This window comes from Thermosipho globiformans (assembly GCF_003990895.1).
GTDB classification, from domain to species: Bacteria; Thermotogota; Thermotogae; order Thermotogales; family Fervidobacteriaceae; genus Thermosipho; species Thermosipho japonicus.
In genome coordinates this window covers 197,951-213,313 of sequence record NZ_BHXD01000003.1, presented here as the reverse complement: position 1 = coordinate 213,313, position 15,363 = coordinate 197,951, and the positions used below count along the sequence as shown (strand labels likewise).

Below are 15,363 nucleotides of genomic sequence, written 5' to 3'. Positions count from 1 at the left end.
CTCAAAAGCCATATTATATGACTAAATATTTTTGTTTTTTTCTTTATCTCTTGCTTGACTCATTACCGGAAATCTTTCAAATTAATTTTAGTGTATATTTAATTTTTTTCAAGTCTTTAATGATAAAATAGTGTTTGAAGGGAGATGAAATTATTAAATTACAAAAGTATTTACAAATGTGTGGATTTGCAAGGAGAAAGGCGGATCAATATATAATTTCAGGTAGAGTGACAGTCAATGGAAAAGTTATTGACAAACCTTGGTTTGATGTAAAAGATGATGATATTGTAATGCTTGATAATAAAAAATCAAAGATAAATCAGAAATTTGAATATTACATTCTTCATAAGCCAAAAGGTTATGCAACAACTTTGTATGATCCAAAGCAGAAAAAGACAGTTAAAGAATTGATAAAGCATATAAAAACGCCAGTCAAGCCAGCAGGAAGACTTGATAAAGATGCAACGGGAGTTTTGATTTTAACAAACGATGGTAAATTAATAGATATTCTTACAAATGCAAAGTATGGAGTAAAAAAAGAATATATAGTTAAAGTTTCTGGTAGTGTAAGTTTTAATGATTTATTGAAGTTAAAGAAAGGAATATACGATGAAGGAGACTTTTTAAAAATGGAATATTTTGATATTTTAGAAAAAGGTTTTGATTATTCTATTATAAAAGTGGTACTTATAAAAGGCAAAAAACATGAGATAAAGAGACTTTTTAAATCAATAGGTCACAAAGTACTTGAGCTAAAAAGGATAGCTCATGGACCTATATCTATTTCAGTTGTTCCAAATGAAGGAGATTTAAAAAAATTAAAGGGAAAAGATCTAGAAAGACTTTTAAAGCTAAAAAAGGGGGAGGAGAAATAAAGTGACAATACTAGTTGCTGGAGGAGCAGGCTACATAGGTTCGCACGTTTGTAAGATGTTAAAAGAAAGGGGTTATGATGTTGTAGTAATTGATAATCTCTCTCATGGACATAAAAGTTTTGCAAGGTATGGAGAATTTGTTCTTGGGGATATTTCAGATGAAAATTTGTTGGATCTTGTATTTAAGACATATAAAATAGATGCAGTAATGCATTTTTGTGCATATATTGAAGTTGGAGAGTCTGTTGTTGATCCTTATAAATATTACCAAAACAATGTTTCAAATACTCTTACTTTATTAAATTCAATGCTAAAGCACGATGTTAAGTATTTTATTTTTTCTTCTACTGCTGCTGTATATGGAATGCCTCAGAAAATACCGATTAAAGAGGATGATCCAAAAACGCCAATTAATCCATATGGTAAAAGTAAATATATGGTTGAGCAGATCTTGGATGATTTTGATAGAGCATACGGTTTAAAAAGTATAAGGTTTAGATATTTTAACGCAGCAGGTGCAGATGAATCATTGGAAATTGGAGAAGCTCATGAGCCAGAAACTCACCTGATTCCTTTGATTTTAGATGCTGCACTTTCTGTAAGAGAAAGTATAAAGATTTTTGGAACGGACTATGAAACAAAAGATGGAACTTGTATAAGGGATTTTGTTCATGTAAATGATTTGGCTGATGCACACATTAAAGGCCTTGAGTATTTGATTAGTGAAAAGAAGACCGATTATTTTAATCTTGGAAGTGGTTCTGGATTCTCGGTCCGTGAAGTTATTGAAAAAGTAAAAGAAGTTACAAAAGTGGATTTTAAAGTCGAAGAAGTTGATAGAAGACCAGGAGATCCAGCATACCTTATCGCAGACAACACAAAAGCAAGAAAAATACTTGGATGGGAACCAAAATACGATCTTGAGAAGATTATTCAAACTGCATGGAATTGGCATAAAGTTTTGAGAAAAAAGTGAGGCGATATTGATGTCTGTATTAGATGAAATTAAAAAGGATATAAATAGAAATTATTTTATATCTGCATCAGCAGGAACTGGAAAGACATTTACAATAACAAATTATTATGTAGAGATACTTAAAAAGTATGAAAAAGAAAACTATCCAGAGATAGTTGATGAAATTGTAGTTGTTACTTTTACAAGAAAAGCAGCAGCAGAAATGAAAGAAAGAATTGTGAAACTTGTCAATGAAGAATTTTCAAAGTCTAAAAATAAAGAGTATTGGTCAAAGGTGAAAAATAATTTGTCAAGAGCTATAATCTCTACAATAGATAGTTTTTGCCAGAGAATTTTAAGAGAGGAAAATATTAATGCAAAGATTGATCCAAGCTTTTCTATAATAAGCAATGCAAAGATGGAAAAATACATTGAAAGAGCTGTTTTTTTAACTTTAAGATATGTATTTCAGTTATTTGATTTTGATGAAGTTAGTATAACTTGCAATATACCTAGTGAAAGAAAAAAACAGGTAAAAAATTATCTTGAAACTTTAAAAAAATACAAAGATGAAATAAGAAAATTGTTTGTAAATGAATATAAAGATCTTAACAAATTTATGGGCACTTTAAAAGATGTTCTTAAACATTGGAGAGTTGAAATGAAGAGGGCTTCAGTGCCTGAAAAGTTATTTAACATTGATGAAATAAGATCAAAGAGTCTTGAAGTATTTAAATACATGCTTCTTATTTCAAAAGAAATATATGAAGGATATACTATAGATAATTTTGAATTTGATTTTAAGGCGGTTCTAGAAAAGACATTGGATTTTTTAAAGCAAGATGAGATGAGAAAAAAATATCAAAAGAAATTTAAGTACATCATTGTTGATGAATTTCAGGATACAAATTATCTACAAAAAGAGCTTTTTGATAAACTTCATGGGGAAGATAATTATTTATTCTATGTTGGAGATAGAAAACAATCAATTTATAGGTTTAGAAATGCAGATGTCTCTGTGTTTTTAGAAACTCAAAATGAATTTGAAAAGCGTGGAGAAAAAGTTCTCGCACTCCAGGAAAATTGGAGATCTAACCATGTCTTAGTAAAATACTTTAACTTTATATCTGAAAAAAAGATATTTAGCAAGACTATAGTAAAAAATTCTAAAAATGAGGAAGTAGATGAATTTGAAGTGTTTAAGACGATCTCTCCAGATTTGTACAACAAACTTTGGTATAACAAGGAATTTGATGAATCAATTGCTAAGAGAGAATATGATGGAGAGGTTCCAGCTTTAAAAGATAAAAATTCAAGAATAAAATACGTGTTGGTTAATAATGGTGGTAAAAATAAAAAAGAAAAGGGAGAAAGTGAAGCATTGGTTGCAGCGTATATAATAAAAAATCTTGTTGGTAAAACTATGACTGTAAAAGAAAAAGATGGATATGTAAAGAGAAAGATAAAGTATTCAGATTTTGTTATTCTTCGATCAACTCTTAGTAATCAAGAAGAGGTATACAAGAATGTTTTTAAAAAATTTAATATTCCACTTCACGTTGTTTCAAGTAAAGGTTTTTTTGAAAGGCTTGAAATAAAGGCGCTTTTAAATGCTTTGTATGCTGTACAAAATCCAAATAATGATTTTTACTTTACACAATTTTTCTTTTCACCGCTGGTTCTCGGAAAGTTTGGAGATTATGTAAAGATTATTTCAAAAAATACTCAATTAAAAAAAGAAGGAAACTTAGATGAATCTCTTTTTCAAACAGCTAAAAAGATTAAATTTGATGATGAAAAAGTAAATAAAGCAATTGAAGTGCTAGAGAAATATTCCCAGCTTAAGTACTTTATTAGACCTGCTGAAGTTTTAAAAGGGCTTGTAAGAGAGCTAAATTACTTTGAAAAACTAGTCTATTTTGAAGATTTTCAAAACGCAATATTAAATGTAAAAAAGCTTATTTTAGATGCATCAGCAATTGATCAGATGGCAGAATCTTTTTCACAACTTGTAAAGTTAATTGAAAAGCTTTCTATGGAGAATGAATCTGAAGCAGCAACGGAAGATGAAAATTCAGATAGTGTAAAACTTATGACGATACATGCATCAAAGGGTCTTGAATTTAAGATAGTTATTTTGGGGGATCTTTATTCAAGCGAGAAACAATCTAATAGAAATGTAATGTTTTCAAAGGAAAGAGAAACGACATATTACATTTTAAGAAAATTTTTTGATGATTTAAAGAAAGAAACAAAGCATGATGAAAGAATATTTGAGGCGATAAAGGAATTTTACAAAGATGGAGTATACGACAAAACCGAAGATAGAAGAAAGCTGTATGTTGCTATTACAAGAGCTTCTGAAATGTTTATACCGATTATATTTAAAGATTCTAAGGATAATACCTTGGCAGATTATCTGAAACTTTCAGATCAGGAAAAAGAAGAATTAAAGGGGTTAATTGGTGATTTTGAGGAAGTAGAAATTGATGTTGAAAAAGATATAAATTTTGATGAAGAAAGCACAAAGCAAGTATTTGAAAAGAAGGATATACCGCAAGAGCACCTTAAAGATTTAAATGGATTGTCGTATAAGTCTTATATCTCACCTACTACTTTGTATGGATATCTTGGAAATGAAAAAGAGGCAAAAGAAGAAGATATTTTACTGTTATTTGATGAAAAAACTTCTGAAGGTTCAGATATACACAGAAAACTTTCTTCGGTGAATACTATTTCTCAATTAAGATACCTTGAAGAGGAAAAGATTTTAAAAGTGAAAATTTCAGATAAGTTGGAATCACTTTTTGAGGGAGCAAATGTTATTTCTGAGTGGAGAGTTGTAAAGCCATTTTTTGTAAATGATAGAAGATACATGCTTTTTGGAATTCCTGATAAGGTCTTATTTAAATCTAATAAGATATATGTTCTTGATTTTAAGAATGTTGACTTTAAAAACTCAAAAAATATTGAAAAGTACAAATTTCAAATAATGTTTTATATGTATCTTTTAAGAGATTTTGGTGTTCCAGAAAAGGGATATATTATTTCTACAAAAACAGGAGAATTTATAGAAGTTATCTTAGAAGAAAATTTTGAAGAAAAAATAAAAGCTGCAATTGAAAATTTTGAATCTTGCAAGAAGGTGAAAGCATGAGAAAGGCTATAGTTGTTGATATAGATAAAGGTCATTTTGATTATATGGCTAATGAAATGCTAAATTATTATGATCCATTTTCATTTTTGTTCATTGGCCCTACCGGATATTATGTTAGACAGATATCAGATAAATTTTCTCAGAAATTTGGCAAGGCGCTCAACAGAGATGCTTTTAGGGTTATAAATCAATACGTTGTAGAAACTCTTCTTAGAAATAATATGGATGCAGTATTCTTTGATAGGGATTTTTTTAAAGCTTTTATAGCACAGAAGATAGAAGAGTATGGAAATTCAGCCATTGATGATGAGAGTTACAGAGAGTTTATAAAAATTGTTTCAAAGTCAAAGGGAATTTTAGAATACATTCTTGATTTATTTGAAAAGGCATGGGAAATGCGAAACTCAAGTTTTGAAAAATTACCGCCCTATTATATGGAAATTAGTGAACTTTTAAATAATGAAAGTAACGTTGCAAGACTTATTAATGAGTTGTTAAAGGACATAAGTTTAACACTTCAAAAGAGTGAGATAGTATATGACCCAATTACTTCGTATAAATGGTACGTTGAAAATGCAAAGTTTGTTGAATCAAAAAGAAAAACACTTGTTGTAAGTGGATTTTTTGATATAACACCTATCTTGAGACAGGTTTTAAAGGAAATGTTTAATTATTTTGAAGATGTTTATTTTTATGTATGGAGAAAAATAGATGATAGAGCTTTTAGTCAACTTGATATGATATATGAATTTTTAGTCGAAAGTGGATTTGAGGTTGAAGAGTCAAAAACAGAAAAATTAAATTTAAAGGAGAAAACAGAAGTAGTTGGATACAAGAATGTTATAAGTGAAATTGTTAATGTTAGTGGAAAAGTGAAAAAGCTGATTCTTTCAGGGGTAAATCCTTCTGATATTGCTATAGTTGCTCCTAATATTCAAATAGCAAAACAAATTGCAGAAAAATTAGATGAAATGAAAGTTCCTTTTAATCTTTCAATGAGTGTAAAACTTTCAGAGAGTAAAGTAATTAAGATGATTCTTCAACCTTTTAAGACAAAATATTTTGGGTATGATTTAGAAAATATCTTTGCAACTTTAGAAACACCTTTTATAGACACATTAGGGCTTACAATGGATGAAATTGAATCCTTGTTTAAGGAATTTTCTATTGAAGAAGGAGATTTTTCAAAAAGTGTAATAGAAAAAATAAATGAAAGAATTAAAGAACTAGAAAATGTTGAAGATGAAGATGTAATGCAGCAAATAGAAGAAAAGAAAGAAGAGTATTTAAAGTTTTCAAAGGTATTAGAGAATGTATTTGGTTTGTTTGAAGAGATAGATAAAAATATAAAGGATGATTTTCTTGTCTTTCTTAAAAGATTTATTAAAGAAAAATTCTTAGATAAGTTTGAGATTTTTAATAATGAAGAATATATAAACATAATTCAAGAGGAAATTAGTGCCCTGTACAAATTTTCTGAAGTTATAGATAACCTCCTGCAGTATAACATGGGAAAAACCTCCTGGAGGAATATGTTTAAAATTTTAACAAGTATTGTAAATGCTGAAAACTACAGGCTTTCACCAAGAAAGGAAAATGCAGTTGATATAGTGGATGTTCAAATTGCTAGATTTGTAGAAAAAGAATACAAATTCTTTGTAAATGCGTTGGATGGTGTTTATCCTAGCTTTAATGTTAATCCACTTATCTTGCAAACACTTTCAGATCCAAACAAGTTGAAATCTTTTAATGAAGAAGTAGAAAGACGAAATTTTGTACTTTCGCTTATATTTTCTTCTCATAACTATATTTCATATCCTAAGGCAACACTATCAGGTGATCCTGTTGTCCCATCTATATATGCAACAGAGTTTGGAAAAATTAAAGAAGAAAGCGATGAAAGCTATATTTTGCTTGATCCAGAGATGATCTTTTCTGAAGAAGATAAAAGGATATATGAGGCATATTTTGGGGAAAGTAAATTGACATTAAATGAAGAATTTAAAAGTGATGTGGAGGTAAAAAGGTTAAGTCATAGTAGAATTTCAGATTATGTAAACTGTCCATTATATTATTATTTTAAACATGTTGCAGGTATAAGGTATTATAACCAAGATAAATCGAGCCTTTATAAAGGAATATTGTATCATAGGGTGCTGAAAAATTACTTTGAAAAAGAAATATCATTTAATAAAGAAAAGATAAAAAATTATGTAGAAGAGGCATATGATGAAATATATAAAGAAGAATTTGATAGGTATAAAATTCCAAGAGAAATAAAGGTAGAAGAGTTTACTCAAAAATTAGAAGAATTTATCGAAGGACTCTTCAGTGAAAGTTATCTAAAGATTGGAAGAAAAAATTTAGAGATTAAAGCCACAAAGTCTTTGGAAGAGGTGTATAAGGTTCATAGTTTATTTAATAGAAATGTGGAGTTTGAAGCAAGGATTGATAGAATAGATGAACTTGAAGAAAATTATACAAATTTTGTTGGTAAGAAAAGTTCTGAAGTTACTGATAGTATGGAAAAAATTGACAAAAAAGCTTATGCGATAGTTGATTACAAAACAACAGTTAAGTATTATAAATTAATTGAACAGTTGCTATTGTATGATTATGTAATAAGAGAAAAAAACGAAGAAGATTTTGATACTTATCTAGTATTTTTAGGTATAGAGGATAAAAAATCTTACTTTTTAAAGAGAGAAGACAATAGTTTGTATATTAAAAGAAAAGGTAAGGCAGCTGGCTTTGATAAAGTAGATTATAGCTTTTTTAAAGAGTGGATAGAAAATATATTGGATAAGATTCTTTCTGGCGAGTTTAAACCAATTTTTGTAGAAAGAGAATTTGAACCATTTTTGAATTATTTGGCAAAGAATAATTTTGAAGTTACTAAAAGTAAAGAAAAAACATGTACAGGGGATTATAAGTGCGAATATTCCGATATTTGTGGGGGTTTTGAAGTATATAAAGATATAAAATTAGTCAAGTAATTTTTTTCTTTAATGTTAACAAAAAAGTACAAAAAAATTAAATTCTTGTTGTTTATGTCTTTTGTTGTTATAATTTAATGTAACAGTTACATATAATAGGGGGGGTATGTATGGAAGAACTTTTATGTGCGGAAAATGTTGCAAGAATCATTACAAGGCTCAAACCTATTGATTTTAAATACGAGGAGCAATATAAGAACTTTTTTGACGTAATAAACATTTATCTTACAACAAAAGATGAGGAACTTGCAAGATACATTCTTGATGAAGAATTTGAGGACTTATTTGAAATTTTTAAAAAAATTATTTGTAAAACGAAATTTTTTAATTTTATAAATCCGACAAAAAGGTTATTTTATAAAACATTTGATATTGGTGAGAGAAAGGTAAAGATATACTTGAATACTCATTTTCATGTAAAACACAGAAATAAAGTCTTTTATTATTACATATTGCCTGATATGAGAGATTGGAATGAAAAGACTTTGAAACATTTTCATAGGCTGGGGAATGATATTTTAAATAGTAATCTTCCGCCTGATCAATCAGAATTTAGGATAGTAAATGTTATTAAAGGAAAGATTATTAAGGGTTGTAATGTAAGCTATAAGTATCATAGAGCTATTTCATCAGTTGTATATGAATCTTTTTCTAATGTATGAAAAATAGAAAGTTGGTGAATTTTATGGAAAAAATAGGAATTGTAGTTGATTCTGGATGTGATGTGGGAAATGTTGATTATCCTTTAAAGAAAGTTCCATTAAGAATATTTGTAGATGGAAAAGAATATAACGATGGAGAGATTGATGAAGAATATTTGTTTGAGAACTTAGATGGAGAAGTAAAAACTTCACTTCCTAATCCAGAAGCTATAAGACAAGCTATGCTTGATTTTATAAATGAAGGATATAAAAAGATAATAACTTTTAATATTTCAAGTAATTTAAGCGGTACATTTAATCTTTTTAGATTGATTAGCCAAGAGCTAATGGAAAAATTTAATGATGTAAAAATAGTAAATATAGATACACTTAATATTTCTGTAGGTTCTAGCCTTATTGTGAGAAGATGTATTGAATACATAAATTCTGGTAGTTCATTTGATGAGGTTGTAGAAAAATCAAAAGAAGATATTGAAAAATCAAAAGTTTTTTATGTTATTCCAACTCTTAAATATCTTGCAAGAGGTGGAAGAATAGGTAAAGTAAAGGCAATGCTCGGAGAACTTTTAAAAATGAAACCAGTTATATCTGTAAATAAAGAAGGAGAATATTATACGGTTGCAAAGGCTCATGGTTTTAAGAAATCTATTAATGCAATGTACGAGGAATTTTTAAAATTTGTTTCAAACAAAAAATTCATTTCGATAGTTGCTACAACTGGTAGTAGCGAAAGTGTAAGGCGAATAAAAGAAAGTTTACTTGAAAAAATTAAAAACATTGAAAATTGTGTTAGAGCTTTTGAATCAGAAGTTTCAACGGTACTTTCAGCTCATACGGGACCTGATCTTGTTGGAATTGCGGCTTTAATATTGGATTAAAAAAGGTGCCCTTCTTGGGGCACCTTTTTTCATTATTTGTTTACTTTTTCTTTTAATTCTTTTCCAGGTTTGAATTTTGGAACTTTTCTTGCAGGAATTTTAATTTTTTCTCTTGTTCTTGGGTTGACACCCGTTCTTTCTTCTGCTTTTCTTACTTCAAATGTTCCAAATCCGATAAGTTGAACTTTTTCCCCTTTTGCTAATGCATCGGAAATTGATTCAAATACTGCATCAACAACTGCTTTGATGTCTTTTTTCTTTAATTCAGGAATCTTTTCAGCGATCATGTTAACAAGTTCCTTTTTACTCATACCTTTTCCCTCCTCTTAGTTAATAGTGATAAGTACGATAATAATATATCATTTTTGGTGTATCAATTGCAAATAGTTTATTTATAAGGCTTTATAAAACTTTATAGTAAAAAAACGAGAAATAAGACAAAATAATCATTTTTTTAAGTTTTTTCTGTAAAAATCATCAATAATCTTTGAAATATCGAATTTTGTCTTGTTCTCGGAAGAAATTACTAAATCTGCCTTTTGTGAAAATATAGAATGCATCTCTTCAAAGATGTTATCAAGGTCTTTATCACTGTATTTTTTATTTACCTTTTTTAATCTTTTAACAAATTTTTCTTTTGGAATTTTAATGTATATTATTTTTCCGTTAAAAAGATCAAGGTTTGAAATGGTTCCAAGAGTAACTACAATTTTCTCTTCAAATTTTTTAAAACGTTTTAAAAATTTTCCTTCGAGTGATTTTATTGTTTGAAAGCCATTGTTTTTAATTACATCGTTGAATGATTTTCCTGTTTCAATTTTTAATATTTCATCAAAATCAACTACATCGTATCCAAAATCTTCTTTTAAAATTCTTCCCACAGCCGATTTGCCGCTTCCTGGGAGTCCAACTATATACAAAGGCAATTAAATCCCCCCTAATCAGATAATATTTTAATAAAAACTTTTCTCCTCCTTGGACCATCAAACTCGCAGAAGTATACCCCTTGCCATGTTCCAAGAACTAATTTTCCATTTTCTATTATTAAAGTTATACTTGGAGATACAAGTGTAGATTTTATATGAGAATCAGAGTTTCCTTCAATATGGGTATAATCCCAGTTTGCAGGTATTACCTTGTTTAAAGTTTTAACTATGTCGCTTTTCACTGAAGGATCAGCATTTTCATTTATAGTAACAGCTGCAGTTGTATGTGGAACAAACACCACACAAATGCCTGATTTAACACCAGATTTACTTATCGTTTCTTCTATTTTATGAGTTATGTCTATAAATTCATTTCTTGCTTTTGTAGGAATTTCGAAGCTGTAAAGCATCTTTATTCCCCCTTTTCAAAGCCTATTATATCATAAAAACTGTTTTACTTGCAATTTTACTTGATTTTTATAATTTTTTTTATTATAATATAAATGCAAATGATTTGCATTTGCAATTACTTGGAGGGAAAAGAAGTGCTGACAAAATGGAGGAAATTGGTTTTGGATGTTATAAATTCAAGTGAGAAACCACTTAATGCTGAAGATATTTATAGGTTGAATAATTTCAAACCTAATTTGTCAACCGTATATAGAGCTTTAAATTATCTTGAGAAAAAAAGCTATATTTCTTCTGTGTCCTTTGATGGAGGAACAAAGTATTATTTTTCAAAAGATAAGCATTTTCATTTTTTATATTGCACAAATTGTGGAAAAATAGAAGTTTTTGAAGAGTGTATGGCAAGTGAACTTGAAAAGAAAATTAAGAATAAATTTGGTTATCTTATAACAGATCATGTATTTTATTTTAAAGGATTGTGTAAAAAATGTAGGAAGGAGGTAAAAGGGCATGAAAAATAAGATATTATTTACAGTCTTTTTTATTTTGATTTCATCGCTTTCATTTTCTTTGATAGTTACAACTATTAATCCATACTATTTGATTGTTAAGCAAATTGTAGGCGAAAAAGATGAGGTACATTTGCTACTTGGTCCTAATGTAAATCCCCATACTTATTCATTAAGAGTAAGTGATGTAAAAATCCTTTCAAAAGCAAATATTATTTTTGCAAATGATGGAATAGAACCAGATTTAAGTAAGTTTGATGTTGTATATTTGAGAGATTATATTCCTTCTTTGTTTGTTGAATACAACAACCCACATTTTTGGCTTGATCCTTACTTTGTCAAGTTTTATATAATTCCAACAATTGTTGAAAAATTAAGTGAAGTTTATCCTCAGTACAAGAGTGATTTTGAGGCAAATGCAAAAATTCTTTTGGGTGAAATTGATGAATTTTTGAGAGAGTATAAGGCGTTAAATTTAAGTGGAACTGTACTTGTTCATCATCCAAGTTTTTACTACTTTTTTAAAGAGTTAAATTTAAAAGTCAAGTGGGTTGAGCAGGGGCACAATGTTTCAGTTGGTATGAAGAAGTTAATAGAAACTATAAAATCTGAAAATATTGTTGCAATATTCTCTGAGGTTCAGCAATCAAAAGATGAAATAAAAATTATCTCAAAACAACTGAACAAAAAATATTACACTTTAGATCCTCTTGGAGTAAATGCTAAAAAGTTCATAGATATTTACTATCAAAATTTTAAAGAGATAAGGAAGGCGTTAAATGATGGCAAATGATATAGCTGTAGTGGTTAAAGATTTAAACTATCTAATAGGGGAAAAATATATTCTAAAAAATATAAACTTTTCAATTAAAAAAGGTGAGTTTGTTGGAATTGTAGGTCCTAATGGAGCAGGTAAATCTACATTGATAAAGATTCTAATCGGTGAAATAGATAATTATGTCGGAGAAGTTATGATAAACGGGAAAATAGGATACCTTCCACAAGTACAAACATTTAATAGGGAGGTGCCTATTAACGCTTATCAATTTGTAAAAATGGGGAGCTACAAAAATAAGAAAAATGTAAAACTTATTGAAAAGCTAATTGAAGAAGTAGGACTTTCAGGAAAAGAAAAGCAACTTGTAGGGACAATGTCAGGTGGAGAGATCCAAAGACTTTCACTTGCAAGAGCATTGATTTCTGAACCAGATATTTTAATTTTAGATGAACCAGAAGCTGGTGTCGATCAAATGGGTAAGGCAAGGTTTTATGAACTTTTAGAAGAGTTTCAAAAACGACTTAATTTAACGATTATAATGGTTTCTCACGATATAGGTATGGTTTTTGAAAAGTGTACAACAGTAATGTGTTTAAATAAAACTCTTCATTGTCATGGGCCAACAGAAAAAATAAAACCAGATGAATTAAAATTACTATTTCCTGATTTTGATTTGTGGATAAGATCTAAAAACCATTATGAAAGGGAGCATGAACATGGAGATATTTGAATTTGACTTTTTAAGAATAGCATTTTTAGCCACTATTTTAGCTTCAATATCTTCAGCACTCATATCACCAATAGTTGTTTACAAGAGGATGGAGTTTATTGGTGATGGTACCGCCCATGCTGCCTTTGCAGGTCTTGCATTTGGTCTTTTATTTGGAGTTAACTATAGACTTATGGCAGTTTTAACTGCTATAGTATTTTCAATTATAATAAGCTATTTTACTAATAAAAGTAAGATTCATGAAAATAGTGCAATAGGGATGTTGCTTCCAGTATTTATGTCTGTTGGTGTTATTTTACTTTCAAAGAGTTCTACATACGTTCAGGACATAACAAGTTATTTGTTTGGAGACATATTATTAGTTAATATATATGATTTTTATTTTCTATTGTTTATAATAACATTGATAATCGTTTTTTTAGCTATTTACAGAGAAGAAATACTGTATTTTCTTGCAGATGAAAAGATGGCTTCTTTTTATGGGGTAAAAACTTCTTTGCTTCGAGCATTGCTTTTGGGCGTAATTTCTGTAATGGTAGTAGGTATAGTAAAGATTTCTGGGGTTATTTTACTTGGAGCGCTTTTAATAATTCCAGGTCTTGTTTCAAAGAGTTTTGCAAAATCGTACAAAAGTGTGTTTTTTATTTCGATTGTCTATAATGTCCTTGTATCTATTATAGGTTTTTACATTGCATATATTCTTGATATTTCACCAGGCCCTTCAATTGTTTTAACATCTTTTATAGTTTTTGTCTTTTTACTATTTTTCAAAAAAAAGTAATATCTACTCATTAATCTTATTATTGACATCAAAAATAAATTATGATATTATATTAGACGCGGCGGCGTAGCTCAGTGGCTAGAGCAACTGATTCATAATCAGTGAGTCATGGGTTCGAGTCCCATCGCCGCCACCAAAATAAAAAAGATAAGAGAATGGAGCCAATAGGCTCCATTTTTTTTTACAATGTTGAATTTTCTTTTTCTGAATATGAATTTGGTCAAACAACTTTAGTTATTAGTAGTAATTAAATTAAAGTTAAGAAAATAAAAATTCTTCCACTGACATTTACAAATGAGATCCACCTAAAAGGATTAAAAATTATTATTATTAGGTAAGTGATGGAGAGTACAATATTGTAAAATTTGAAAAAAGACCTGGTAATTTTTTATTAGTTAGATTTTATGTGATTTTTTTAGCTTTATACTATTTAAAGCTTTCAGATGGTGATATTGACTTTTAATCTCAATCGTGAAAAATTTCATGATTTTTGATTTGATGTTAAAATATTATTGGATAAATGTTAAAAAAATCACAAATTAAAAAGGGGGAACTTGCGTTGGAATTTCAACTTACGAAACTTCAAAAGTGGATTAAAAAGGCGGCAAGAGAGATAACTGAAAAAGAATTTAAGAATCTTGCAGCAAAGGTTGATGAAGAAGGTTATTTTCCAATGGAAAATGTTGAAAAGTTAAAAAAATACGGTTTTTTAGGAATGAATATTCCAAGAGAATACGGTGGAGCAGGAGCTGATGATTTATCTTATGTTATAGCAGTTGAAGAGATTTCAAGATATTGTGCAACTACAGGGGTTATTCTCTCAGCACATAATTCTTTAGCTTGTTGGCCAATATATTACTATGGAACTGATTATCAAAAAGAAAAATTCTTGAGGCCTCTTGCAACTGGTGAAAAACTTGGTGCATTTGCATTGACTGAACCAAATGCTGGAAGTGATGCTGCAAATCAATCTACATATGCAGTTAAAGATGGTAATAATTGGGTTATAAACGGTACAAAAATATTTATAACAAACGGTGGGGTTGCAGATATTTATATAATTTTTGCTTCCACTAATAAGGAACTAGGAGCAAAGGGTATAAGTGCATTTATAGTCGAAAGAGATACACCTGGATTTAGCATAGGAAAGATTGAAGAAAAGATGGGAATTAGAGGTTCTGCAACGGCGGAATTAATTTTAGATAATGTGGTAGTTTCTGAAGAAGATATGCTTGGCAGAGAAGGGCAGGGATTTAAAATTGCTTTAAAAACTCTGGATGGTGGACGTATCGGTATAGCAGCTCAAGCCCTTGGAATTGCACAAGGTGCTTTTGATGAAACTGTAAGATATATTAAGCAAAGAGAGCAATTTGGAAGACCAATTGCAAAGTTTCAGTCTGTCCAATTCATGATTGCAGAAATGAAAACAAAGATTGAGGCAGCAAGATGTCTTGTCTATAATGCTGCTTTGAAGAAAATGAAATCTCCAGATTATTCTTTGGAAGCTGCAATGGCAAAATATTATGCTTCAGATGTTGCAATGGAAGTTACAAGAATGGCTGTCCAATTACATGGTGGTTACGGCTATACAAAAGAATATCCAGTTGAAAGAATGATGAGAGATGCAAAAATAACCGAAATATATGAAGGGACCACAGAAGTCCAAAAGATAGTAATCTCATCAAACATACTAAAGTAAGGGGGAAAC

Annotated in this window: 14 protein-coding genes and 1 tRNA gene; 12 read left to right on the top strand and 3 right to left on the bottom strand. The window is 29.2% G+C overall.

The window, feature by feature from the left end:
* Positions 1 to 134 precede the first annotated feature (134 nt).
* From EO083_RS04125 to EO083_RS04100, 6 genes are all read left to right on the top strand, one after another.
* Positions 135 to 875, top strand: coding sequence for a pseudouridine synthase (locus EO083_RS04125; protein WP_126992920.1), 741 nt, complete (start codon positions 135 to 137; stop codon positions 873 to 875).
* Position 876: 1 nt separating this feature from the next.
* Positions 877 to 1,851 (top strand): UDP-glucose 4-epimerase GalE, encoded by a 975-nt coding sequence (gene galE / locus EO083_RS04120; RefSeq protein ID WP_126992919.1) that lies wholly within the window; start codon positions 877 to 879, stop codon positions 1,849 to 1,851.
* Between the two features lie 10 nt (positions 1,852 to 1,861).
* Positions 1,862 to 4,987 carry a UvrD-helicase domain-containing protein gene (locus EO083_RS04115; protein ID WP_126992918.1) on the top strand — a complete coding sequence of 1,042 codons (3,126 nt, stop codon included), beginning with the start codon at positions 1,862 to 1,864 and terminating at the stop codon, positions 4,985 to 4,987.
* Positions 4,984 to 7,983, top strand: coding sequence for a PD-(D/E)XK nuclease family protein (locus EO083_RS04110; RefSeq protein WP_126992917.1), 3,000 nt, complete (start codon positions 4,984 to 4,986; stop codon positions 7,981 to 7,983). The genes EO083_RS04115 and EO083_RS04110 overlap by 4 nt, the downstream gene beginning before the upstream one ends.
* Positions 7,984 to 8,093: 110 nt before the next feature.
* Entirely contained in the window at positions 8,094 to 8,645 is a 552-nt protein-coding gene (locus tag EO083_RS04105; RefSeq protein WP_126992916.1) for a hypothetical protein, read from the top strand.
* A 23-nt stretch (positions 8,646 to 8,668) separates the two neighbouring features.
* A complete protein-coding gene (locus EO083_RS04100; protein ID WP_126992915.1) occupies positions 8,669 to 9,523 on the top strand; it encodes a DegV family protein in 855 nt (284 codons plus the stop codon).
* A 32-nt stretch (positions 9,524 to 9,555) separates the two neighbouring features.
* On the opposite strand, the gene EO083_RS04095 is transcribed toward EO083_RS04100, so the two are convergent.
* The 3 genes from EO083_RS04095 to EO083_RS04085 all read right to left on the bottom strand — a co-directional run bounded on the left by EO083_RS04095 (position 9,556) and on the right by EO083_RS04085 (position 10,859).
* Positions 9,556 to 9,834 (bottom strand): HU family DNA-binding protein, encoded by a 279-nt coding sequence (locus EO083_RS04095; protein WP_004104645.1) that lies wholly within the window; start codon positions 9,832 to 9,834, stop codon positions 9,556 to 9,558.
* Between the two features lie 135 nt (positions 9,835 to 9,969).
* Positions 9,970 to 10,449, bottom strand: coding sequence for a shikimate kinase (locus tag EO083_RS04090; protein WP_126992914.1), 480 nt, complete (start codon positions 10,447 to 10,449; stop codon positions 9,970 to 9,972).
* Between the two features lie 11 nt (positions 10,450 to 10,460).
* Entirely contained in the window at positions 10,461 to 10,859 is a 399-nt protein-coding gene (locus EO083_RS04085; protein WP_126992913.1) for a secondary thiamine-phosphate synthase enzyme YjbQ, read from the bottom strand.
* A gap of 135 nt (positions 10,860 to 10,994) precedes the next feature.
* On the opposite strand from EO083_RS04085, the gene EO083_RS04080 reads away from it, so the two are divergent.
* The 6 genes from EO083_RS04080 (at position 10,995) to EO083_RS04055 (ending at position 15,354) form a co-directional block, all read left to right on the top strand.
* Positions 10,995 to 11,378, top strand: coding sequence for a Fur family transcriptional regulator (locus EO083_RS04080; RefSeq protein ID WP_126992912.1), 384 nt, complete (start codon positions 10,995 to 10,997; stop codon positions 11,376 to 11,378).
* Positions 11,368 to 12,159 carry a metal ABC transporter substrate-binding protein gene (locus EO083_RS04075; RefSeq protein ID WP_126992911.1) on the top strand — a complete coding sequence of 264 codons (792 nt, stop codon included), beginning with the start codon at positions 11,368 to 11,370 and terminating at the stop codon, positions 12,157 to 12,159. Before EO083_RS04080 ends, EO083_RS04075 begins: the two co-directional genes overlap by 11 nt.
* Positions 12,146 to 12,874 carry a metal ABC transporter ATP-binding protein gene (locus EO083_RS04070; RefSeq protein ID WP_126992910.1) on the top strand — a complete coding sequence of 243 codons (729 nt, stop codon included), beginning with the start codon at positions 12,146 to 12,148 and terminating at the stop codon, positions 12,872 to 12,874. Before EO083_RS04075 ends, EO083_RS04070 begins: the two co-directional genes overlap by 14 nt.
* A complete protein-coding gene (locus EO083_RS04065; protein WP_126992909.1) occupies positions 12,861 to 13,655 on the top strand; it encodes a metal ABC transporter permease in 795 nt (264 codons plus the stop codon). The genes EO083_RS04070 and EO083_RS04065 overlap by 14 nt, the downstream gene beginning before the upstream one ends.
* Before the next feature lie 60 nt (positions 13,656 to 13,715).
* Positions 13,716 to 13,791 (top strand) — tRNA-Met (locus EO083_RS04060).
* A gap of 423 nt (positions 13,792 to 14,214) precedes the next feature.
* A complete protein-coding gene (locus tag EO083_RS04055; RefSeq protein WP_126992908.1) occupies positions 14,215 to 15,354 on the top strand; it encodes an acyl-CoA dehydrogenase in 1,140 nt (379 codons plus the stop codon).
* Positions 15,355 to 15,363: the final 9 nt, after the last annotated feature.

Coding starts and splice junctions, on each gene's coding strand:
- EO083_RS04115 (WP_126992918.1), top strand. CDS start 1,862: ATGTCTGTATTAGATGAAATTAAAAAGGATATAAATAGAAATTATTTT.
- EO083_RS04110 (WP_126992917.1), top strand. CDS start 4,984: ATGAGAAAGGCTATAGTTGTTGATATAGATAAAGGTCATTTTGATTAT.
- EO083_RS04105 (WP_126992916.1), top strand. CDS start 8,094: ATGGAAGAACTTTTATGTGCGGAAAATGTTGCAAGAATCATTACAAGG.
- EO083_RS04100 (WP_126992915.1), top strand. CDS start 8,669: ATGGAAAAAATAGGAATTGTAGTTGATTCTGGATGTGATGTGGGAAAT.
- EO083_RS04095 (WP_004104645.1), bottom strand. CDS start 9,834: ATGAGTAAAAAGGAACTTGTTAACATGATCGCTGAAAAGATTCCTGAA.
- EO083_RS04085 (WP_126992913.1), bottom strand. CDS start 10,859: ATGCTTTACAGCTTCGAAATTCCTACAAAAGCAAGAAATGAATTTATA.
- EO083_RS04075 (WP_126992911.1), top strand. CDS start 11,368: ATGAAAAATAAGATATTATTTACAGTCTTTTTTATTTTGATTTCATCG.
- EO083_RS04070 (WP_126992910.1), top strand. CDS start 12,146: ATGATGGCAAATGATATAGCTGTAGTGGTTAAAGATTTAAACTATCTA.
- EO083_RS04065 (WP_126992909.1), top strand. CDS start 12,861: ATGGAGATATTTGAATTTGACTTTTTAAGAATAGCATTTTTAGCCACT.